The sequence below is a fragment of the Spiroplasma diminutum CUAS-1 genome, from assembly GCF_000439455.1.
In the GTDB taxonomy this organism is placed as follows: Bacteria; Bacillota_I; Bacilli_A; order Mycoplasmatales; family Mycoplasmataceae; genus Spiroplasma_A; species Spiroplasma_A diminutum.
The window spans coordinates 508,664-531,832 of sequence record NC_021833.1; the positions used below are offsets into that span (position 1 = coordinate 508,664).

Here is a 23,169-nt window from a genome sequence, read left to right on the forward strand (position 1 = left end):
CCTCATATAACTAATCGATTAAAAAATAAAAAAACAAACATAATTGTTTGTTTTTTTATTATTTATCTAATTGTTTAATCTTTTCTAAAAGTACTTCATATTGCTTTTTGTAATCTTCGTATTTTTTCTTTTCTTCTTCAACTTTATCTAAAGCTGCTCTTTTAATAAAGTTATCATTTGATAACATTTTTTCGCTTCTTTCAATTTCTTTTGAAAGAAGTGAAACCTTTTCTTTAGTTTCTAATAAAGCTTTTTCTTTATCAAAGAAGTCCTTATTTGGGATATCTAAGAAATAATCTTTAATTGCAAGAGAAGTATAATCTTTATCTTGAATAATATTGTTGTTCAATTGACAATTAACCATTTTTTCAACAAATAATTTAATATATTCTATTTCAACTTCTAATTCATTTTTAACTGATGAAGACGAATTATTTAAATATAGATTTAAACTAATTGCATTTTTAATCTTTTGGTTTGCTCTGAACTCTCTTAAAGTACTTATAATGTCAAAAATATGACTAATTGATTGAGTTTCGAATTTATATTCTTTTTCCAATCATCTTTCTTTTAAAATTGATGATTCTAGTGCAAAAGATTGATAGATTTCTTCTGTAACAAAAGGCATAAATGGATGTAACATAATTAAAATATTCTTTAATACATACCCTAGAGTTAATTTACTAAATTCTTTTTGATTTTCATTTAATAAGCTATTTTCTCCAATTTGTGCTTTTGACAATTCAATGTATCAAGAGCAATAATCATCTCAAATAAAGTTATATAAAACTTTTCCTGCAACAGTAAATTCGTATTTATCAATTGCTTCTTTAACTTGTTTTTGAGTTTCACTTAACTTTGTCAATATTCATAAGTCAATTTGATTTAAATTTCCTTCATTTTTTTCTAATGCTAAATCAAATTCTTGAGTTGTTGGTATTTTTTCAATACTTAACATAACAAATCTTGAAGCGTTTCAAACTTTATTAATAAAGTTTCAAGTACTTGTTAATTTCTCTTCACTATATCTCAAATCTTGACCTGGACTTGAATTTGTAAGTAAGAAATATCTAAGTGAATCTGCTCCATAAGTTTCAATAACTTCCATTGGATCAACACCATTACCTAATGATTTTGACATTTTTCTTCCTTGTTCATCACGAATTAAACCATGAATTAAAACATCATTAAATGGTTTTGATTCAGTAAATTCTAAACTTTGAAATACCATTCTAGCTACTCAAAAGAAAATAATGTCATAACCAGTTACCATTGTTGATACTGGGAAATATCTTTTCATCATTTCAGATTCAGTGTCTTGATTTCAATCCATTGTTGCAAATGGTCAAAATGCACTTGAAAATCAAGTATCAAGAACATCTTGATCACGAGTTCAATTTTGTTCATCTTTTGGAGGATTTATACCAACATAAACTTCTTTTGTATCATTGTGATATCAAGCAGGTATTTGGTGTCCCCATCAAAGTTGTCTTGAAATAGTTCAATCATGTGAATTTTCCATTCATTTGTTTAATGTATCATTAAATCTATTTGGATAAAATTTAATTGCATTATCTGATGATTGTAAGTCTAATACTTGTTTTGCAAGTGGTTCCATTTTAACAAATCATTGATCTGATATAAAAGGTTCAACAATAGCATTACTTCTTTCTGAATAACCTACTTGATGAGTTACATCTTCTTTTTTAATAAATGTTTTTTCTTGAGTTAATTTTTCAATTAATTGTTTTCTTGCTTCAAATCTATCTAAACCATTAAATTCAAGTGCTTTTTCATTCATTGTTGCATCATCATTCATTACATTAATTTGCTCTAAATTATATTTTAATCCTAATTCAAAGTCATTAATATCATGAGCTGGAGTACATTTCATAACACCAGTTCCAAAGTCCATTTCAACATATTCATCTGCTATAACAGGGATTTTAGCCCCGTTTGAGGGGTTTATAACAGTTTTTCCAATATATTTGATATATCTTTCATCATTTGGGTTTACAACAACACAAACGTCTCCAAACATTGTTTCTGGGCGAGTTGTAGCAACTTGTAAGTACTCTTCTTTTGAGTTTTCTAGCATATATTTAAAGTGATACATACCACCTTGTGTTTCTTTGTAAATTACTTCAATATTTGAAAGAGCTGTTTTTTGTTTTGGATCTCAATTTATAATTCTTTTACCTTTATAAATTAAGTTATTTTCATACATATTAACAAATACATAATTTACAATTTTATTTAATTGTTCTGAATAAGTAAATTTTTCTTTTGAATAATCTAAACTTAACCCTAATTTGGCTCATTGACTTCTAATTGTTAAAGCATACTCTTCTTTTCATTCTCAAACTTTTTCAATGAATTTTTCTCTTCCCAAATCATATCTAGATATATTTTGCTCTCTTAAACGCTCTTCTACTTTTGCTTGAGTTGCAATTCCAGCATGGTCCATTCCAGGAATTCAAACTGTATCAAAACCATTTAATTTCTTGAATCTTATTAATAAGTCTTGAAGAGAACCATCTCATGCATGACCCAAATGCAATTTACCTGTAACATTTGGAGGTGGAATTACTATTGAATATGCTGGTTTTTTAGAATCAAATTCAGCTTCAAATAACTTTTGTTCTAATCAAAGATCATATTTATTCTTTTCAACTTCTTTATGATTATATTTTTTTTCTAATTCTTTCATTATTTTCTCCTTTTAAATAAAAAAACCTATTTTTTAATTATTTTAATTAAAAAATAGGAACGCATTAAAGAATTAACACGCGGTACCATCCTAATTGATTGTAAAATACAACCCACTCAAATTTTAAGTTTTTTATACTTATACAACCTTCAATAAAAGTAAATTCTAGTTCACACCAAACACTAGATCTCTGAAAATTACTTTTTATTTACTCCTTATAAGCAATACAAATTTATTATATCAAAGTGAATAAAAAAAATAGCACAAAAGTGCTATTTTAGCCATAATTAACTTCCGACACTAAAAATGGCTATATTATTAAATTATTTCATTCATTTCATATTCTCTTTGAATATTTTATCTAAGTAAATATCTACACTTGTTTTTAACTAAGTTTAAAAATTTACTCTGTCAATAGCATGTTTTTTAACTGATTTTTCACTAATTTTAATAAATTCAGCTTCTTTATATTGAATCATAGATTCTATACTTAAGAATCTTTGATATAGTAATATTTTTTCTTCTCTTTCGAAATTAATAACAATTTCTTCAAAATTTTCTTTATGAACATCTTTATCTTTGTTTTTTAAATTTAAAGAGATTTTATTAAAGTTATTTTTTAATTCTCTAAAAAATTTATTCATAGAAATTTGATAAATTGCATAAACAAGAGTTAAAGTAAATAGCGAAAATATAAATCCTGTTAATAATAATGAAATTGCAAATGATATTTCTTTATTATTATTTAAAATAGTAGAAATAAGACCATAAAATAGTGGTTTTGAATTATCTTCATAATTCCTAATTATTAATGAATCACCTATTTTACCAAGTTCTTCTAAATTAAATAGTTGAAATCCACCTTCATATTTAATATTTGCAGTCATATGATTACCTTGTAAAATTGTAAATACTATTAATGGTGTTATTAAAATAGTTGTTTTAATAAAAGCTAAAATATTATTTTTTCTTAATATCGATCTAAAAGATGTATAAGAAACATTTTTAATATCAATTGATTTTATAAAGTTAGTATATTCAGATAAAAATTTAAATATAATCGCTATAATTGCAACAGTTCCAAGTATCAATTTTAATAAAATTAATATAATTTTATTAAAATAACTGTCAAGTATTACTTCAATAGAAGGCATAATTAAAAAACTGGCAAAAATGGCTATAATTGCTGTATAAATTATTAAGTTATTTCATTCTATTTTTCTTTTAACTTGCTTAAATAACATAACTCTTTCCTCATAAATTTATTATAGAATAACTAAAAAATATTTCAAGTTTATAGTCTTTTTAAATAAAGTAAAAAATATTTTTTAAAATTAATTATTTACTTTAAATATCAAAAAAATCTATGAATATATGATCATATATTCTTTCAATTCAAAATAAATTTTTAGCTTTTTTTGATGAGAATTCCATCATAAAACTTTGTTCTAAAAGTTCATAGTAAGTAGATCAAATTTCTTTATAAACATTTAGTATTTTTTCATTAGTTTCTTTTATTTCGCTAATTTCTTTCTCACTTAGATCTTTTTTATTTGTAAATATAAAAAGACCATTTTTTGACTTTAAATCATTTTTTTTAAAAGTCATATTTAAATAGTTATCTGAAAATTTTGCATCATCAAATAGTGATTCATTTGAAAAATATTGACTTTTTATTAAATTTTTATACTTTGCTTCTATATCTTTATTTGCTTCAGTTAATTTCTGAAATGAATTTAAAAATGAAGGTAATAATAAAACATTAAGCATTGATGTTAAAATTGCTTTCATTAAATGTTTAGTGTCTAATAGCTCAAATAATTCATAGTTAATAAATATAACAGTTGTAAAGTTAACAACAATTATATAAATTCAAAATCATATTGGACTGAATTCGATACATCTTTGAGCTTTAAAATTGTGTTTTTCTAATTTTAAATTATAGTCAAAAACAAAAATTAATTGAAAGTATTTATTTTTGGCAAATCAGTTTGTATAAGTAAACTTTAAAAGTAAATAAATACTTGTTCCTACAACTGTTCAAGATATTAATTTTTGCTCATTTTTTAAGAAGAAATTTAATATAAATAGGATTAATGTTAATGAAAATATTGATTGGTCTAATATAAATAAAAATAACGCAAATGGATTAGTTTTAAAAAGTTTTTTAACTAATTTATTATGCTTGTGAAGTAATTTTGAAGTATTTTGACTATTTTTTGATTTCATTGTTCTTAATATTATTTCTAAAGTTATTTGTTTTAGAAGCTATAAATAAATATAAACTTCCTAGACCAATTATTATTCCCAAAATAGTTATAATTGCTATAAACATTCATGTTATTCCACTGTTAATAAATGTTTCTCCTAATTCTGAACTAAGAGCTTTTTTATTATGAATTTCTAAAAAGAAATATGGATATGCGCCCTTTTTACTTGCCAATAATGCATCTGATCCTAAACTTTTATAAATCAATTCACCTCTTGTAAGTGAAACAACCAAGTAAATTAATGGATAAATAAGCATTTTTCAAAAATCATGAACTATAAATTCTTTAAAGTTAAAAGTGATATTTTGCTTCATAAAAAATAAGAAATAAATAACAGTTAATATCGGTCCAATTGTATGTAAAACCATTTGTTCAATTCATCAAATGGGTTTTAAACCATCACCAAGTGGTGATGCTAATAATTGGGGTAAAAGTAGTCCATTAAATATTAAAGCTGTAACTGTAATATAAGTTATAATACTTAATGAAAATGCTTTTGTAAGAACTTTCATTTGTCCTTCTTTGTTATGATTAAAAAATCCAATAATGAATCAAATTACAACTAAAATATTTGATTGAATTGTAAAGTAACTAAAAAAGTTAATTATATAGCCTTCATAGTCATAACCAATTATTTCTATTCCTTGATCTAAACTTGAAATTATAGGACTATAAATTGCTCATTTTTGATATTTTTCACCATTATATTCATAAAAACTGTGGTCAATATTTATTATTCCTTTAATTAAACTTTCTAATACAAATGCAGAAATTAATAACGCTACTGCTAATTTATATCAAAGTCTTCAATCTTTTAAATTTTGTTTATTTATAAACATGTTACACCTCACTTTTAGTATATAAAAAAATTATAGACTATTTAAGTCTATAATACGTTGTTTTTTTGGTGTTATTTATTATAAAAATATTATTAAGTATTTTGAACTTCTGTTAATTTAGAACTTGAAAATTTATCTATTTTATTTGCAAAATAAAAGTAAAATAGACCTCAATCAAGAACTGCTTTCTTTCTAACTTTTTCAACTTCAGTTCATTTTTCATTTACTTTTAAAAACGTAAATCCACAAATAAGTGAGAACATAGTAAATAAACAAATTAATCCAAAAAGTGCTGCTAATCCTAGTCAAAGTCATCAAATACTTCCCATAGGGCTTATTACAAGTAAAGTTATAAAAACAGCAGTTAAAAGAATTGAAATGACAAATAAAATTGTTGAAGAAAGTGCAATCTTATAAATTCCTTGTTTAAGCTTTTGAATTCTATTATCCATAATAGTTCTCCTACTTCTTATTAATTTATTATAGACTATTTTAAATTAAAATGCTTCTTAATTATTAAAGGTAAATCAAATTTACTAAATTAAATAATATTTTAAAAGGTTTATTTACTAGATTAAAATTTTAAATTAGATAATAATTGGTTATAAATGATCCTTATTTTTCTAAATTATTGATAAAATTGTTAATTTCTGTTGTTGATAAGGTTAAATTATTATCGTTAAATTTAACCTTACTTTTAATTACTTCAACTTCTTTTGCAATTTTGGGTTTTTCATTAGCATCTTTGACTACTTCAACTTCTCTTGAAACATTAGGTTTTTCATTAACATCTTTAACTGATTTAATTTCTTTTAAAACAGCAGGTTTTTCAACACTTATATTATTTAAATTATCTGAAATACATTTCTTGCTTTTTAGCTCTTCTTTAAGATTTTTTTGCAAGTTTTCTTCTTTTAAATTTGAAGATACTTTCTGCTCTATATAATTTATGACATTATTCAAAGCTAAAGAACTATTTATAATATTATTATTTAATTGTAAAAGTGGATCTGTAATATTAATTCAATTTGTATAGTTATTATAAAAATTAGACATCATTTGTTGATAGTTCAAATAATTGGATATTTGATAAGCTTCATTAAATGTGTAAAACCTATATAAAATATTCATATTTCTATCTATAACAAGATACTCATTGTTTTGAAAAAATACATAATACATTTAATAACCTCTTCTCTTAATTTTAACTTTAATCTTCTTCATTACTTTTTATTTCAACTTTTATTCCCAATGCATTATGAATTGATTCCATATTAATTGGAAGTTTCATAAGATTAACTAAAGGTAAATTATTTTTTATTAAATATAAGAATAAATAATTTATTTGTTTATATTCATCAATAGATATAACCAATGAATTTTCTTGTTCGTCAAATTTGAACGATTTTATATTTTTATTATTTAAAAAATTTCTAAACTGATCTAAATCAAATTTATCTTTAATATAAATTTTATATTTAGAAAAGACATTTAACTCTTCTCTTGAACCTTCAAAAACTTTTTTTCCATTTTCTAAAATAACATATTCATCAATTATATCTGAAATTTCATCAATATTGTGAACAGTAATTATTATTGTTTTTCCCCTATTTTTATATTCAACAAGAAGATTTTTTACTCTATTTCTTCAATAGGAATCTAAGTTTGCTCCTGGTTCATCCATAATAATTATTTCTGCATCTTTTATGAAACACAAAATTAAATTTAATCTATTTTTCATTCCTCATGAAAATTCATTTACATTTTTATCTTTTGCAACTCATAAATCAAAATAATTTAATCAGTATTCTATTTTTTTATTAATTTCCTTTTTTTCAATTCCATAAACTAAACAAATAGTTTTTAAAAATAACACTACATTTATTTTATAAAGAGAGAAATCAATTTGTGTATAGAAGCCTATAAATTTATTCACTTTATAGTTATCTAGTTTTTTTCTCGAAGTATTCTTAACAAATATATCACCTTTAAAATTTCTTGTAGCTCCAATGATAGAATTAATTAAAACACTTTTACCGCTTCCACTAGATCCCAAAATTGCAGTTATTTTTTTTTCATAAATTTTTAAACTTATTGGTCCCACCTGATTCTTTTTAAATTTTTTTAAGAAATTTTTTAAGATTATTTCCATAACTTTACCTCATATCTATTTTGTTAAATTTATAAATAGAAATAATTATAAAAATTAACGCTAAAAATAATTGAACTAATAAATAAATTCATGATTTAACATAATTATTATAAGTATCTGTTTTTATATAGTTTTTATCATTAAGATCAAATTTATATGAACTATAACTTAAAAATAAATTCTTTTGATCATTGAAATAAATTTTTGATTTAGCATAATTTTTAAATCAAAAATCATTATATGAAAAGCCAGACATATTTGTATAATTGTTTCATGTTCCATTAAATAAATTTAAATTATTATATAGATTAAATTTATTTCTTGATCCCGAATAAGAAATTCAACCACTATTTGATTTATCTAACTCATAATTTGTGGAGACAACATATTTGCTTGTATAATCTATAAAATATTCTTCTAAGATTCTTGAAGCTAACATAAGTGGAAAATATAAATTATTATTTACAAACTTATTTTCATTAGTTCCAGCTTTAAAAGTAAAACCATTTTGCAATGTAGGACTTGGAGTTAAATTATATTTATAAAAATTTATTAAGTATTCTTTTTTTAATACTGCTTCAACAGAGTTATTATTTTTATATATTTTACTTTTTGTTTCATCAACAGAAATAAATTCACCAAAATAATCCGAAGAAAATTCTTGAAACTTAGGAATTTCTTTTGTAATTGTTGTTACAAATTGATATAAATCTTCTAATATTAATTTCATATCTTTTTCTAAACTATTACTATTAATTAAATCTTTTAGTTCATCTTCTGAAATAAAAGTATTTTTTAAATATACTTCCATGTTAACTGAATCATTAACTCTAAAGTCTTTTAAATCACTTATCGATGCATCCAGGGGTAAACTTTTAATTTTAAGATCAGTTACACTAATTTCCTTATCATTTTCTTGAATTATATTTAGTTTACTTCAAAAATCTGTAAGTCTTTTTGAGATAATTTGATCGGTTACAAACGACTCTTTTGTAAATCTATTATCTTCAACCATAAATTTATTTAAAGCATATGATAAATATGGATATTTCACTTGATAATTTAAAACATATTTCTGTAAATCAAATGCATCATAGAGATCAGCTACTTTATAAATTTGTCCACCATTATAATCAAATTTCAAAGTCAATTGACTTTCTTTTGTTTCAATAAATTGTCTTGGAATATTAGAAAGAAAAGTAATTGAAATTAATAATGTAGAAATTATTGTTGTGATTTGTACAGAAGTAAATAATAATAAGAATAATATAAAAGACATTAAAAATAATACAGATAAAAAAGTATATATAAAAAATGATAAGTTCAATCTAAATATTAAATTTATATTATTTGTAGCTAATAGTCCAAAAATAGAAATAACACCAGATGATATTAAAATATTAGAAGTTATTATAATTAATAAAAGAATATATTGAGAACCTAACATTTTAGTTCGTGATACTTGATTTGAAAAAATTAAATATAAAAGTTTATTATCTAAAATATTAATTATAAAAAATTGAAGTGCTCGCAATATTACTAAAAAAATAAATAATGAAATATAAACTATTATATAAAAATTAAAAAATACAACTATATCTTTTCCTTCTGAAATAAATATAAAAGAAATTGAGAATAGAAATGGAAATATTAATAATAAAATATTTAAAATTAAAAATGATTTTTCTTGAAAAAGTACTTTAAAATTAAATTTTAATAAATTATTTATTGATATTTTATTTTTTAAATTAGTACTAAGCAAAATATTATGTTGTGCTTCTTTCAATAAAGATTGAATTGTCTGATAAAGCTGAATTGTATTCTTCGTAAACAAAAACTAAATTTAGAAAGTTAAATTTCATTTGTATTGCAGTAGTTCTTTCAAAAAAACCAGTATATCTTGTAGTTTGCTTAAATCCATTATCTTGTTTTGTTAAATCAGAATATATTGCATTAAATGAGATTGATTCGTTTTTTTCTCTATAGTTAGCCATTTTAAATTCAAAAGTTGATTGATTTCCTTCATCTAATAATTTATCTCTAAAATTAATTTGGTCACCACGTTTCAATGATAAACTTTGATTCATTTTACTAGTATAACTACTCGCAGTTGATTGTAGTTTATCTCAAATATTTTCTTCAAGTTCATTATCTCTGACTTTTCCACTAAACGCAATTGGAGCATTAAATTCAGTATTATTATTTTTATTAACTATAGTAGTCTTTCTTGTATCAAATACATTTTGAAATGATTTAATACCCTTTACTGCGTTAAAGTAAACTGCATTACCAAAAGAAGTATCTTTTAACATTGTTGAATTATTTGAATCACTATTTTCACTATTATCAATTGAAGCTGAATAAGATATAACAAAATCATTTATTGATAAACTATAGTTTTCATTTATTTTAAGAGATAAACCATTAATTGTAACTTCTCCATTCATAAATGAATTAGACTTTTCATAATTACCTGTATATTTATTTGCTTCTTTGAATTGATTAAAACTAACTTTGTAGTCGTCATTCATTATATTAATATTTTTATTAAGTAAGCTAAAAAGCTTATCATTTACATTTTTTAGTCCATAATCTTTGAAATTTATTTCATTTCCATTTTCTTCTAAATTAATAAAGACTGAATTATTTATAGCTTTATAACTTTGTTCGTCGGTCTTATTTTTAAATAAACTAAATTTTTTATCTTCCATTTTATCATTTATGGTACTTTTTGAAACTGTCACATTATTTTCTGAGAATTCTAAACTAATATTTATATCTTTTAAATATTTATTTTTAATAAATGTTTTAATTTCGTTTTTAAATCCTTCACCATTATAAATGTTAGAAAAAATATTTTGTCTTTTTTTAGAATCAAATAGATCAAACATTTTGTAACTTTCATCTTTTTTAATATTAAATTCCATCATTTTAGAATCCAATCATGAATAGTTACTATCAGTATTTAAATAATCACTTTTAGCTTTTGAATTAATATCATTAACTATTGAAATTAAAACCTCATCATTTGTAAAAGTAAATGATAAATGTAAATTAGTATTAAAACTTTCTTTAATACCTTCTTGATTTTTATATTGAATTTTTACATTTAAATCGATAACTGTTGAAGATAAAAAGTAGTCTGTACTACTATCAAATTCTTGTTCTTCATTTCAATTTCTATTTGTATATTTTATATCAATAGTATTTTTATCAAAGTTTGAATCCTCAACTACTTTATTATTTAAAAGTATTACATTATATTTATCAGAACTTGTAGCTAAAGTATTTAACTGATTTTCTAGTTCAGATATTTTTAAAATATTATTAAAATCACTGACAATATCATTTTTAATATTTTCAGGCATTTCACTTTTTGCAGTATTATTTTTTTGATCAGTATTTACTCCATACTTTTCAATATTTTCTCTACTAAAAAAGTTATAAGCTGTATTATCATTCACTAATCCTATTAACTTATTTTTTTTAGAGTTTGCAAAGTCACTTATTATTTTACTTGTTTCTTCTTTTAAAGCTTTAATTAATTCAGAAACATCTTCATTAGTCTCTTTTTGATCTTCAACTTTATTTCCACAAGCAATAACACTTATTGGCGCTGGAACAATAACTCCAAAACCTACTAATAAATGAATTAACTTTTTCATTTTTTTCCTTCTTTCATTATTTAATGAAAAAAGTCAAATATGTACCCTATAAGTTGCTTTTTCTATCTTATCTAAAAAAAAAAAAAAAAAAACAATGGTTTTTATTACTAATCGTGTTAAAAATAGAAAAAGATATTCAATTAATTAACTGTTTTTTATATTTTTATCTTAATCTTCAACAATTTCTTTTGCATTGTTTAAATTAAATACAGAGGTTTGTCAAACTTCATTTCCTGAAGAAACTCATCCACTAACTCCAATTAATAAATAAAATTTTGAGTTTCAATACCCTATTCCCTTATTTAAAAGTGATTATATGAAGCACCTATATCCTTGTTTGTAAAACTATAATAATTATTAGAATCAGTTATTTTATTTTTAATTAAATAAGTGTTAATATTTAATAAGTATAAAACTAAGGGGTATTTATGAACAACTATGAAATAAATTTAGAAATAAATATTAAAGCACCTATTGAATTAGTTTGAGAAGAAATAATTAATTTTCATGAATATGGTGTTTGAAATCCTGTATATTCATTTATTAAAGGAAAATTTGATGAACATAGTAAATTAAAAATAGTACTTAAAAATAATATGAAGTTAAAAGCTAAAATTTTAGAGATCAATGAATTAAATAACTTTAGTTGATTAATGACAATTGGACCTAAATTTCTTTTTAATTCTATTCATAATTTTGAATTAGTAAAATTAGATAACGAAAACTGCAAATTTATTCAAAATGAAAAATTTGCAGGACTTGGTGTTAAAAGATTTTGAAAAAAAATGAAACTACAAACAGAGCAAGGATATGATTATATGAATATGGCATTAAAATATCTTTGTGAAAATAAATTTAAACAAAAAAAATAAAAGACAATTTTAATTAAAATTGTCTTTTTAATTAGAATTAGTGTACTAATAACTTAATTTCACCAATTTCTAATTTACTGTTTTTATTATATTTAAGAATAATATTAAATACATTTTCAACTGTTCCATCAGTTACAGTATATTCAAAATCATTTATTGCATTTCTTTTTATAACTACACTTATTCTTTTAAATAAATTTATAGCTTCAGTTTTCAATGCACTAATTTTTTCATCATTCTCATCTTTTCATTTTGAAAGTACATTACCTGTTTGAGAAAATATCTCTTTATTACTTTCTAAAATTTTAAAGAATTGTTCAAATACTGATCCCTCTTTTACAGTTCCATCAGAATTCATTCCAAGAACTTCAAACATATTATTAATATCTTTTAAAGCATTTTCTAATGTTGAATCTTTTTTTAGTCTTGAAATTAATTCTCCTAAATCATTAAAATTTAATGTTGAATTAGTTGTTTGACTAAAAGCTGAATCTAAATCATTTACAATTTCTTTTAAAGATTTATTTGTTATAAAGTCCATTGAACTTGGTTTAGCTTCATTAAAACGTTTTTGTTCTTCTTCATTTTGTTCAACATCTTCTTCAGAGTTTTCTGTAAGTCCAGATAAACTAATTTGATTCATTGGTACTGTTAAAAGATCTTTAATTGAAAAGTTCAATTTTGTATTTGAATTATTTCATAAATAACCCATTCAATCTTCTTTAAATTTATCTGCATCTCCATTATCTTTTATTTTTGAAATGATTTCTTTTACTGGACTTGGTAACATACCTTGAACTGTAAATATTAATCCAATTACTGTAGAAAATAGTGTTCCACCATATTCCTTATTAATTCCTCCATTAATAAATGATCTAACAAGTGCATTAACATAAATATTAAAGAAACCTGCATTAATTTTATCTTGACCCATTGCTTTTATTGCAAATTTACTCAATATTCCCATCAAACCATCATTTACTTTTTCTGTAAAATCTTTTGTTACACTAAAGTTTTTTGAGTTAGTTACAAACAATGCGCCAATATAGTTTTTAAATACTATACCAGTTTCATCATTATTAACCATGAAGTTTAATTTTTTAAATATTTGTTTAATGTCAATTTGATTTGTATCAACAATTCTACTTCTTTTAACTTCAATTATTTCTAAAGTTAAAACTGAAGAAGTCATTTCATCATAACTAAATTGTTCTAAGTAAACTAATAAAGTTCTTACAAATCTAATTACTTCTGCAATTGAATCTATGTTTTCTAGGAAGTCAACTTTAAGTTCAACTTCTCCATCCATTATTGATTTCATTTTATCTACTAATGTTGAAGTTGCTGATGAAATATTATCATCAATGTCTTGTTGAGATGCATAAGATAATTTTTCAGCACCTTTTCCATCAATAATTTTATTTATTGCATTTGACAAACCAATCACACTTGAATTAAGTGCTGTTTGGTAACTCATATCTTTATAAAGATCATTTGAAAAAGCATTTTCTAATGCTTGTAGAGCATCTTGATTTAATACATTTCCAATTGTTTTTAGTAACTCTGGAGATACTATTGATTCTATCATTGCTGGATTTTGTGCAACAGCTGCAATTAATTGTTGTAATTGTGCTGGATCTGATAGAAATCCTAATACTTGAGGAATTGTATTTTTAATTGCATCAACAATCCCTTCATCTTCTACACCTGGGTCAAGAACATAATCTTGATATACATTATCAGAAAGTTTTAAATCTGATGCTAACATATTGTTTACATTAAAGTATTTACTTGCTATTGTATTAAATTTTGCATTACTTTCAACATTTTCTGATTCATCAAATTTAGTTAATCCTAAATCTTTTAAATATTCATTTTTAACATTATTGTCCATATAATATTTACTACTAAAATGAGTTTCATTATCTGAAAGAGCATTTTGGTTTAAAAATAATGTCTTTGAATACTGTGACATTAATTTTGAAATAGTATCTTGTCTTGCTTCAGTTTCAAAGCCTTCATCTGGCTTACTTGGATTTTCAGGAGCAACTTTGTTTCCACAAGCAACAACTGCACTTGCGGTTGAAGCTGACATTGTTATTGCCCCCATTAAACTTAATAATTTTTTCATTTTGTTTTCCTCTCTTTAATTTCATTTGTTTTCAATTTCTTTTAATATCATTTTCATAGCTGTTTGATGACCAACTTTTGTTGGATGAACATAATCTATGAAAAAGAAATCATCTTGTTTTCCTTCATTTACAGATTTAACAGTTGCACTAATTTCTAAATTACTTAAATCAGCAGAACTTAAATCTGGCATTTTAGAATTACAAAGATCATCAATTACATTTGCATTAGAATTTTCATTTTTAAATTCTTCTAGAATATCTGAAAATCTTGAATACAGATCAAAATATAATATTTGATTGTTATAAGCTTTATTTGCTTTATTTATTAATTTTGCAATTTCGTAATTAAAATCATCACCAATTGTTTTTATTTTTTCTTTGTACGATGCTGATGTTTTATTGTATCTTGGTATTAGTGTCATATCTGGAGGAGATAAGAAAACTATTTTTTTAGCTCCATTATTCAATAAAGTATAAAGAGCATTTTTAATATTTAATAAAGCGTCCACCATTATTTCTTCTCTTTTATTTGAATTTTCCATGTTATCCAACATAGAAAACATATCGTTTCCACCAATTTCCACTAAGAACAAATCATCATCATGAATAACTTGTTGTTCTACAAGAGCTTGTGCTTGTTTATATATTCCTGTATTTCCCATTAATAAAGCAGCAGTCCCTGTAACTTCATAAGCTGTTGCTCCTCCAACTGAATAATTTTTTCCTCAAACTTTTTCATTATCTTTTTCAATATCAGCTTTATGAATTAAATTTGAAGATTTAAATTCTTGAGTTGTAAATTCTAAATGTTGATTTAGCAAAGCAGCTGTAGTTAATCCATTACTGAATCCACCAACATACTCGCCTGTTATTTTTAAATCAATTCCTAATTTATCTTTTGCAACAGTTTGTATTCCACCTTGATCACTTAATGAATCACCAAGAGTGAAAAAATTTGAAAAACCTTTATGTTTATTTTTATCATCGCTTGTATCTTTAATATTTCTTCTGTCAAATTGTGTTCCAATATTTTTATCAAAATCGTAATTTATATCTGCACTTTTTGGAATGCATGAAACAACAGTTGAACTTGAAATTGTTAAACATCCAATTGAAGAAAGTGTCATAAGTAATTTTTTCATTATTTATTTTTTCCCTTCTTTGAATTTAAAATTCATAAACTTAAAAAAGTTATATATATTGGTAAAACCAATATTATAAAAATAAAGAATAATACAATTCCAATTCTAAGAACAGTTAATGTATTTGTAAAAAATGGATAAGATAAATCTTCATATGTAACTTTTGATTTTGCCATATTATTTTCGTTTTGACTTTTGTCTTTGAAAATACTGTGTCCCATAATATTAAAACCAAATTTTATATTTTCAATTTGTCTATTTAGAAATCATACTTTGTTATTTACAAGTAAAGTTCCTAATCCTTTTTTTACAGTTATTCCATTTAGTCCCGGACCTTCATAACTCATATATGAATCATAAGTTTCTTGATCAATTATTGTTTGATTTCTTTTTGCATCTTGATAGAAGCTAGAAGAAAATATTTGATTTAGTCCATTGCTCTTAAACATTCATTGTATTCCAGCATTCACATATCCAAAACTCAAAAATTTTGTTGCAACTGCCTGGTCAAATTTAATTAAGTCAATTCCTAAATCATAAAGATCAATGTCCTTGTGATTTTTTATGTCATCGCCTCATCTATTTTCAAATCATTGATTTGAAAAGTTTGTATATGCTTCTTTACTAATTGCATAATTGACATCTTCATAAGAATTTAAAGTTGATATTGCATCACTTGTATAAGCACTTTTAATTGCTGTGTTCATAACTTGTTCATATGTTACGTCATTGCCATCAACAACATATTTACCTTGAGGCATAATTTCTTTTATTTGTTTTTCAATACTATTAATAAATTTCTTTGATTCTAATCCCAATCCAGGAGTAACCATAAGAAGACTAAATAAAAATAGAAATGAAACTAATATAGAAGAAATAATAATTTTTAGCTTTATTTTTTCATAAAGAAAATTTTTTATCTTTTGCTTCATCTGTATAATTCCTTTTACATTACTATTTTTTTATTCATGATTTATAAATATTTTTTCGCTTGCAAACTAAATTTAAACTTATAATCATTTTTTTCTCACCTAAATTCATAGGCTTACAAAAAATATACTCTTTTGTTTTTTACTTAACAATTTTTTAAATGCTTGACTTTTTCTCATTTTTTTATTCTTACTCTCTTAATAAAAAAAGTAACACCTATTTTATTGATTCTTTTACTACTTAAATTTTTTGAAAAAAAAAAAAAAAAAGTAAAAAATTACTTTTTAAAATTATTAGAAAATTTATTTATTAATAAACACTTATTTATGGGGTTTATTTTTTTCTAACTAAAAAGAGTTTTTAAATTAAAAATACTTTTTTTCTTTAATAAAAATATTTTATATAATCTAAATTATTTTATAAAAAAAGTAAATCTAATGATTTACTTTTTTCTTTGATTTTCTTTTTTGTTTTTCTTTTTGTATATCAAGTTCAACTAATTCTTGAGTTAAAATTCTATTTCTTCTTCAAGGATCTGGTCTATAATGATACACTCCAAAAGTAATTCCATCCATTAATAACATAAACATTACTGGAATAATTGAAATCCCTAACGCTCCTGGAATTAAATATCAATTGTTCATTGAATAACTTTGAATTGAAGCAAGATTTAATATTTTTTCATTAAATCCTGGAATGAAAACTACAATAATATTTAATAAAATAGCCATCATACTTGCTAATCATAATTGTTTGTTAACAATTAAATTAATTTTTTTATCTGATTTTCAATTTGATAATTTAATGAAATTTGCATAGAAACAAGGTGCACATGTTATTGCTATAAACATTGCAGTTCTACCAAAGTCACCTATTTCAATTTTTTGTTCAACTGTTAAATCTTTACTTCTTAGTGCAGCATGTCAATTTGAACCAAATGAATCATTTCCAATAATTCTTATTAAATCATCACTAGTTACAAACATCATTCCAAAGTAGTATGCTCCAATTGAAGCAATTGTTGTAAAGATTATAACTTTTACAAAAGTATAACCTAAACCCTTAAACAAGGAGTTTTTTCCTTTAATTGGTTTTATTTTCATTAAAGTTGGATCATTTGCACCCATACCCATTGAAAGAGCAATAATTGATTCAACAATTAAGTTCATTCATAAGATATTTGTAGCTTCTAAAGGAGAAACTGAATTAATTACAGAAAGAATAAATATTGCAAGTACGTTTGCTAAGTTTACTCCAATTACAAAAGCAATTGCTCTTTTAATTTTTTGATAAACATTTCTTCCTTCATTAACACCTTTAATAATAGTTTCAAAGTTATCATCAGTTAATATAATATCACTTGCTTGTTTTGCAACATCAGTTCCTGTAATACCCATAGCAACACCAATATCAGCTTTACTTAAACTTGGAGCATCATTAACTCCATCACCTGTCATTGAAACAATATTTCCCTTTTGTTTTAAAGCATCAACAATTCTAACTTTATGTTCTGGGTTAACTCTTGCAAATACTTTAATTTGTTCAATTACTCTTAATAATTGATTATCATCAAGTCTGTTTAAATCCTCACTGCTCATTACTTCATATTCAGAATGAGCTAAATCTAAATCTCTTGCAATAGCAAGTGCAGTTATAGCATGATCTCCTGTAATCATTACAACTTCAATTCCAGCATCATGTGCTAATTGAACAGCATTAACTGCAGTTTCTCTAACTGGGTCAATCATAGCAACTGCACCTAAAAATACTAAATCATGTTCTAAATCATCTTTATCAGTCAATTTGTCATAATCTAAATGATATGCAAATGCAAGTACTCTTAAAGCGTCTTTTGATAATTCATTAGACATTTCAAGTAATTGTTTTTTATCTTCTTCAGTTATATCTCTTAGAACATTATCTACCATGATTTTGCTACATCTTTGTAGCAATTGATCAATTGCTCCTTTTGTAAAAGCAGTGTTAATTCCATCAATTGTATTAACTGTTGTCATCATTTTTCTTTCACTATCAAAAGGCATTTCATCGATTCTTTTTCAAATATCACGTGAATCTTGTTCGTCATATCCAATAATTTCTGCATAGTCAACTAATGCTAATTCAGTTGGATCTCCAATTCTTTCATTCCCTTCTGTAACTGAGTCATTACATAATACTAATGCTTTTAAAAATAGATCCATATGCTTATCATTTTTTTCTTTGGCATATTCTTTTGAAGTAATGATTTTATTGTCCATAATCATTTTTTTAACAGTCATTTTGTTTTGAGTTAATGTACCTGTTTTATCAGTACAAATAAAATTAACATTTCCTAATGTTTCAACTGCTTGTAGTTTTTTTATAATAACATTTTGTTTTACCATTTTTTTAGTACTTATACTTAATGTAATAGATACAACTGCAGCTAAACATTCTGGAATAACTCCAATTGCCAAAGTAATTGCAACCATTAAGTAGTTTGCTCAAGCTTTTTGATCTCCACTAAAGAATAATGTACTAAAAATTAAGATAGCTAAAATAAAGCTCAATCCACTAATTCAGTAAGTAAATGAATTTAGTTTTTTTTCTAATGGAGTTGATTCTTCTTCATTTTCATTAATTGATTTTGCAATTTTACCAATTTCAGTATTTTCACCAATTTTAGTAACAACACCAATTGCTCTTCCTGAAGTAGTAAATGTTGACATAAATGCAACATTTTTCATTTCAGCTAAAATTGTTGTTATTTCTTTTAAAGGTAAATGAGTTTTTTCAACAGGTAATGATTCACCTGTAAGAATTGATTCATCAATTGTTAAATCACTTGATTCAATAATTCTTAATTCAGCTGGAACATATTTTCCTGCTTCTAAAACAACAATATCACCTGGAACTAATTCTGATGCATCAATTTCTTGTTGCATATCGTTTCTAATTACTACAGCTTTTGGTTTAGAAAGAGACTTTAAAGCATCCATTGATTTTCTTGCTTTAATAGTTTGAACTGTTTCTAAAATAGCATCAATTAAAACAATAGAAAAAATAACTATTGCATCAATAAATTCTGAAAGTTCAATTTTTCCTTTATTTGATATTATAGGAGCAACTATTGAAATAACTGCAGCTCCCATTAGAACTAATAATATTGGTTCTACAAGTGTTTTTAAAAATATTATGTATCAAGGAGTAACCTTTCCTTGAGGTAATTCATTTTTACCAAATTTTTCTTGTTTAACTTCAACTTCTTGATTTGTTAAACCTTCTTTTAAATTTGTTTCTAAATTATTTTCGAGCTCTGTTTCAGAACTTAAAAGATGTTCGTCCATATTTTTCCCATTTCTTCTTTTATATAAAAAAATTATAACAAAAAAATAATAAATGATAATAGATTTAATAAATAAAAAGTACTTTAAAAAAGTACTTTTTATTATAAATTAGTATAAATTGGAAATTTATCACATAGATCACTTACTTGTTTTCTTAAGTCATTTAAGTTATCTTCACTTTGATTTTTTAAAGCTTTTGCAATAATATCTGCAACAATTTTAAATTCTGTTTCTTTAAATCCTCTTGTGGTCATTGCTGGAGTTCCAAGTCTTATTCCAGAAGTATGTACTGGTTTTTCACTATCAAATGGAATCATATTTTTATTTGATATTATTCCTATCGATTCTAGTACTTCTTCTGCTTGCTTTCCTGTAAGCCCAATTGAATCTTTTACTTCAACAATTACAGTATGATTTTCTGTACCATTTGCAATTAGTCTAAGTCCATTTTCTTTTAATGAATTAGCTAATTGTTGAGCATTTAATATTATTTGCTTTGCATATTCTTTAAATTCTAAAGTAGTTGCTTCATAAAGTGCTTGAGTTTTTCCTGCAATTTGGTTTTCTAATGGACCACCTTGAACTCCTGGAAATACTGTTGAATCTAATTTTTTTGCAAATTGTTCTTTACATAAAACCAATCCACCACGTGCACCTCTTAAAGTTTTATGAGTTGTTGTTGTTACAACATCAGCATATTCACAAGGATTTGGATGAACTCCCCCAGCTACAAGTCCTGCAATATGAGCCATGTCAACCATGAAATAAGCTCCTATTTTATCTGCTATTTCTTTGAATCTTTTAAAATCTATTATTTTTGTATAACTACTTGCTCCTGCCAATATTAATTTTGGTTTATGTTCTAAAGCAAGTGCTTCAATTTCTTCAAAATCCAATTCTTCTGTTTCTTTATTAACTTTGTAAAATACAAAGTTATATAGTTGTCCAGAAAAATTAATTGGATATCCATGAGTTAAATGACCTCCAGCATCTAAACTCATTGATAATACTGTATCACCCGGTTGAATTAAAACTCTATAAGCTGCTTCATTTGCTTGACTTCCTGAATGTGGTTGAATATTTGCATGATCTGCTTTAAAAATTTGTTTTGCAAGTTCAATACCATATGATTCTATTTCATCAACGTATTTACATCCTCCATAATATCTTTTTCCAGGATAACCTTCTGCATACTTATTTGTTAAAACTGATCCATTTAATTTTAATACTGCTTCTGATACATAGTTTTCTGAAGCAATTAATTCTATGTGATTTTGTTGACGTTTAAGTTCATTTTTTAATGATTTTTCTATTATTTTATTCATTTCCATTTTCATAACCCCTTTTTTATTGTTTCTTAATACAATATTACTAGAATTAATAAGATTATTTTTTAATAATTAAATAAAAAAATCTCCTCAATTAAATAAAGGAGATTTTAAAATATTATCTTTGTTTATTTGCCAATATTAATTCTTTAAACTCTAATTTTGAACTCTTACTAATATTAAAACTAATGGTCCTTGAATTAAAACTGTTCAAATTGCAATTAATATTGCTCTTAAAATATAATCTTTTATAAATCCCATGTTTTATTCCTCCTTTTCTTTTTTTTTTTTTTTTTAATATTTTTGTTGACTGTTTTCATTTATTTTTATTTAGACATAAAAATACCTGTTAGTATTCCAGCACCAACTCCAGCAAAAAAGCAACACAATGCACCAACAATTTGTCAGATTATTTCTCTTAATGCTTGACTTCTACCTTCATAATCTCCATCTGCAGAACACTTTGAAATTCTGATTCTAATTTTAACAACATTAAAAATGAAAAATAATGTTAATAATCCCATTAGGCCAGTGAGCAATGCTCCACCATAACCTAAAAAATAATTCACTAATGGTGTTAAATCAGGAATTTCTTCTCCTGCATCTCTTGTTGAATTTTCTAAATTGTTACTTAAATTACTTATAAATTTAAAATAGATTAAATCTAATTTTTCCATATTTTTTTCTCCTTTTCTTTTGTAATCAGGAATAAAAAAAACTAGTACAAAGTACTAGTTGAAATTTTATATGTAAAAATAAAGAACTAGATCTGTACCAGTGCTTTATTACCTTAATTGAATTATAGCATAGATTATTCTATTTCATTTAGGTTTTTATCATCTTTTTTCCATATTTCTACTTGAAATGATAGTATCTTTATGTTTAAAAATCATTTTTAATTGTTCCATTTCATCTTCTAATGTTTTTATTTTTTCTTCAGCATCTTTTATTTCAAAATTTAATGTTCTTAACTCTACTTGTTTTTGTTTTAATTCAATTTTTAATTCTTCAGTTTCCCTAGTTTGTTCAACATACATATTTTTAAAACTTCATCTTCTTTACTTAAAAATGCTTTTGAATTTAAAACATTAATTTTGTTTATAGCAAATTTTGATTTATCAGTTATTTTTTCAATATTTGAAATTAGTTCATCAATATCTTTTGAATATTCTTTTATTTTTTTTCTTCTTAAATCTAATTTATTGCTAATTCATAAAGGATTATAATTTCTTTTATTTTCAATATCTGAAAATTGATTATATAATTCTCAATGTTTTCTCTCAAAATCAGTTAATTTATAAATTTCTCCTGTTTGGATCAATTTGATAAATATCTTTCTTGATTTGCTGATCATTGGATAAATTGAATATTTTAAAATTTTAGAATCTTTAATTGTAACTGAACCAATTGTTTGTCTTAATCTTTTATTATTTACAACATAAATATCTATTTTATTTAAGTTTTGATAATATCTATCTTTTATTTTTCTTGTACTTTGAATTTTTCATCCTCTATTTTCTATTTTTTTAGATTTAAATACTCCAACAAGAGAATAATTTTTATCTATTTTTTTTAATTTCAACTACATTTCTTAATTTATTATCTCCAGAAATATAATTACCATTAGGATCATCTTCTTTATGAAAATCCCCTGGAAAAAATGTAACCATTTTCTTTATTTTCATTTTTATTCTCCTTTTCTTTTGTAATCAGGAATAAAAAAACTAGTACAAAGTACTAGTTGAAATAATATATATAAAAATAAAGAACTAGATCTGTACCAGTGCTTTATTACCTTATAAA

Annotated in this window: 19 protein-coding genes; 1 reads left to right on the forward strand and 18 read right to left on the reverse strand. The window is 23.6% G+C overall.

Annotated features, from left to right (window positions below; translation table 4 throughout):
• Window positions 1-58: 58 nt before the first annotated feature.
• From SDIMI_RS02400 to SDIMI_RS02440, 9 genes are all read right to left on the reverse strand, one after another.
• A complete protein-coding gene (locus SDIMI_RS02400; RefSeq protein ID WP_041618285.1) occupies window positions 59-2,713 on the reverse strand; it encodes a valine--tRNA ligase in 2,655 nt (884 codons plus the stop codon).
• A gap of 392 nt (window positions 2,714-3,105) precedes the next feature.
• Window positions 3,106-3,954 (reverse strand): hypothetical protein, encoded by an 849-nt coding sequence (locus SDIMI_RS02405; RefSeq protein ID WP_020836403.1) that lies wholly within the window; start codon window positions 3,952-3,954, stop codon window positions 3,106-3,108.
• Between the two features lie 103 nt (window positions 3,955-4,057).
• Window positions 4,058-4,939: a hypothetical protein gene (locus SDIMI_RS02410; RefSeq protein ID WP_020836404.1), complete on the reverse strand. Its 882-nt coding sequence runs from the start codon at window positions 4,937-4,939 to the stop codon at window positions 4,058-4,060.
• On the reverse strand, window positions 4,923-5,819 hold the full coding sequence (locus SDIMI_RS02415) for a Pr6Pr family membrane protein (protein WP_020836405.1): 897 nt from the start codon (window positions 5,817-5,819) through the stop codon (window positions 4,923-4,925). The genes SDIMI_RS02410 and SDIMI_RS02415 overlap by 17 nt, the downstream gene beginning before the upstream one ends.
• Window positions 5,820-5,911: 92 nt before the next feature.
• Window positions 5,912-6,271, reverse strand: a complete 360-nt coding sequence (locus SDIMI_RS02420; RefSeq protein ID WP_020836406.1) for a hypothetical protein — start codon at window positions 6,269-6,271, stop codon at window positions 5,912-5,914.
• A 163-nt stretch (window positions 6,272-6,434) separates the two neighbouring features.
• Window positions 6,435-7,001: a hypothetical protein gene (locus SDIMI_RS02425; RefSeq protein ID WP_020836407.1), complete on the reverse strand. Its 567-nt coding sequence runs from the start codon at window positions 6,999-7,001 to the stop codon at window positions 6,435-6,437.
• A 28-nt stretch (window positions 7,002-7,029) separates the two neighbouring features.
• Window positions 7,030-7,971 carry an ATP-binding cassette domain-containing protein gene (locus tag SDIMI_RS04540; protein WP_020836408.1) on the reverse strand — a complete coding sequence of 314 codons (942 nt, stop codon included), beginning with the start codon at window positions 7,969-7,971 and terminating at the stop codon, window positions 7,030-7,032.
• Between the two features lie 4 nt (window positions 7,972-7,975).
• Entirely contained in the window at window positions 7,976-9,805 is a 1,830-nt protein-coding gene (locus SDIMI_RS02435) for a hypothetical protein (RefSeq protein ID WP_148285809.1), read from the reverse strand.
• Window positions 9,738-11,636 carry a hypothetical protein gene (locus SDIMI_RS02440; protein ID WP_020836410.1) on the reverse strand — a complete coding sequence of 633 codons (1,899 nt, stop codon included), beginning with the start codon at window positions 11,634-11,636 and terminating at the stop codon, window positions 9,738-9,740. Before SDIMI_RS02440 ends, SDIMI_RS02435 begins: the two co-directional genes overlap by 68 nt.
• Before the next feature lie 428 nt (window positions 11,637-12,064).
• Between SDIMI_RS02440 and SDIMI_RS02445 the strand changes: the two genes are divergently transcribed.
• Window positions 12,065-12,508, forward strand: a complete 444-nt coding sequence (locus SDIMI_RS02445; protein WP_020836411.1) for an SRPBCC domain-containing protein — start codon at window positions 12,065-12,067, stop codon at window positions 12,506-12,508.
• 37 nt (window positions 12,509-12,545) lie between these two features.
• On the opposite strand, the gene SDIMI_RS02450 is transcribed toward SDIMI_RS02445, so the two are convergent.
• The 9 genes from SDIMI_RS02450 to SDIMI_RS04715 all read right to left on the reverse strand — a co-directional run bounded on the left by SDIMI_RS02450 (window position 12,546) and on the right by SDIMI_RS04715 (window position 23,051).
• Window positions 12,546-14,639, reverse strand: a complete 2,094-nt coding sequence (locus SDIMI_RS02450; protein ID WP_020836412.1) for a lipoprotein — start codon at window positions 14,637-14,639, stop codon at window positions 12,546-12,548.
• A 15-nt stretch (window positions 14,640-14,654) separates the two neighbouring features.
• On the reverse strand, window positions 14,655-15,782 hold the full coding sequence (locus SDIMI_RS02455; RefSeq protein WP_020836413.1) for an SGNH/GDSL hydrolase family protein: 1,128 nt from the start codon (window positions 15,780-15,782) through the stop codon (window positions 14,655-14,657).
• Window positions 15,782-16,714: a hypothetical protein gene (locus SDIMI_RS02460; protein ID WP_020836414.1), complete on the reverse strand. Its 933-nt coding sequence runs from the start codon at window positions 16,712-16,714 to the stop codon at window positions 15,782-15,784. Before SDIMI_RS02460 ends, SDIMI_RS02455 begins: the two co-directional genes overlap by 1 nt.
• Window positions 16,715-17,146: 432 nt before the next feature.
• Complete coding sequence (locus SDIMI_RS02465) at window positions 17,147-20,038, reverse strand: cation-translocating P-type ATPase (RefSeq protein WP_020836415.1); 2,892 nt, start codon at window positions 20,036-20,038, stop codon at window positions 17,147-17,149.
• A gap of 101 nt (window positions 20,039-20,139) precedes the next feature.
• Window positions 20,140-21,369, reverse strand: coding sequence for a serine hydroxymethyltransferase (locus SDIMI_RS02470; protein ID WP_020836416.1), 1,230 nt, complete (start codon window positions 21,367-21,369; stop codon window positions 20,140-20,142).
• Window positions 21,370-21,692: 323 nt separating this feature from the next.
• Window positions 21,693-22,043 carry a hypothetical protein gene (locus SDIMI_RS02475; RefSeq protein WP_020836418.1) on the reverse strand — a complete coding sequence of 117 codons (351 nt, stop codon included), beginning with the start codon at window positions 22,041-22,043 and terminating at the stop codon, window positions 21,693-21,695.
• A gap of 156 nt (window positions 22,044-22,199) precedes the next feature.
• Window positions 22,200-22,403 carry a hypothetical protein gene (locus SDIMI_RS02480; RefSeq protein ID WP_020836419.1) on the reverse strand — a complete coding sequence of 68 codons (204 nt, stop codon included), beginning with the start codon at window positions 22,401-22,403 and terminating at the stop codon, window positions 22,200-22,202.
• A complete protein-coding gene (locus SDIMI_RS02485; RefSeq protein ID WP_020836420.1) occupies window positions 22,367-22,948 on the reverse strand; it encodes a hypothetical protein in 582 nt (193 codons plus the stop codon). The genes SDIMI_RS02480 and SDIMI_RS02485 overlap by 37 nt, the downstream gene beginning before the upstream one ends.
• Window positions 22,926-23,051 (reverse strand): hypothetical protein, encoded by a 126-nt coding sequence (locus tag SDIMI_RS04715; protein ID WP_020836421.1) that lies wholly within the window; start codon window positions 23,049-23,051, stop codon window positions 22,926-22,928. Before SDIMI_RS04715 ends, SDIMI_RS02485 begins: the two co-directional genes overlap by 23 nt.
• Window positions 23,052-23,169: the final 118 nt, after the last annotated feature.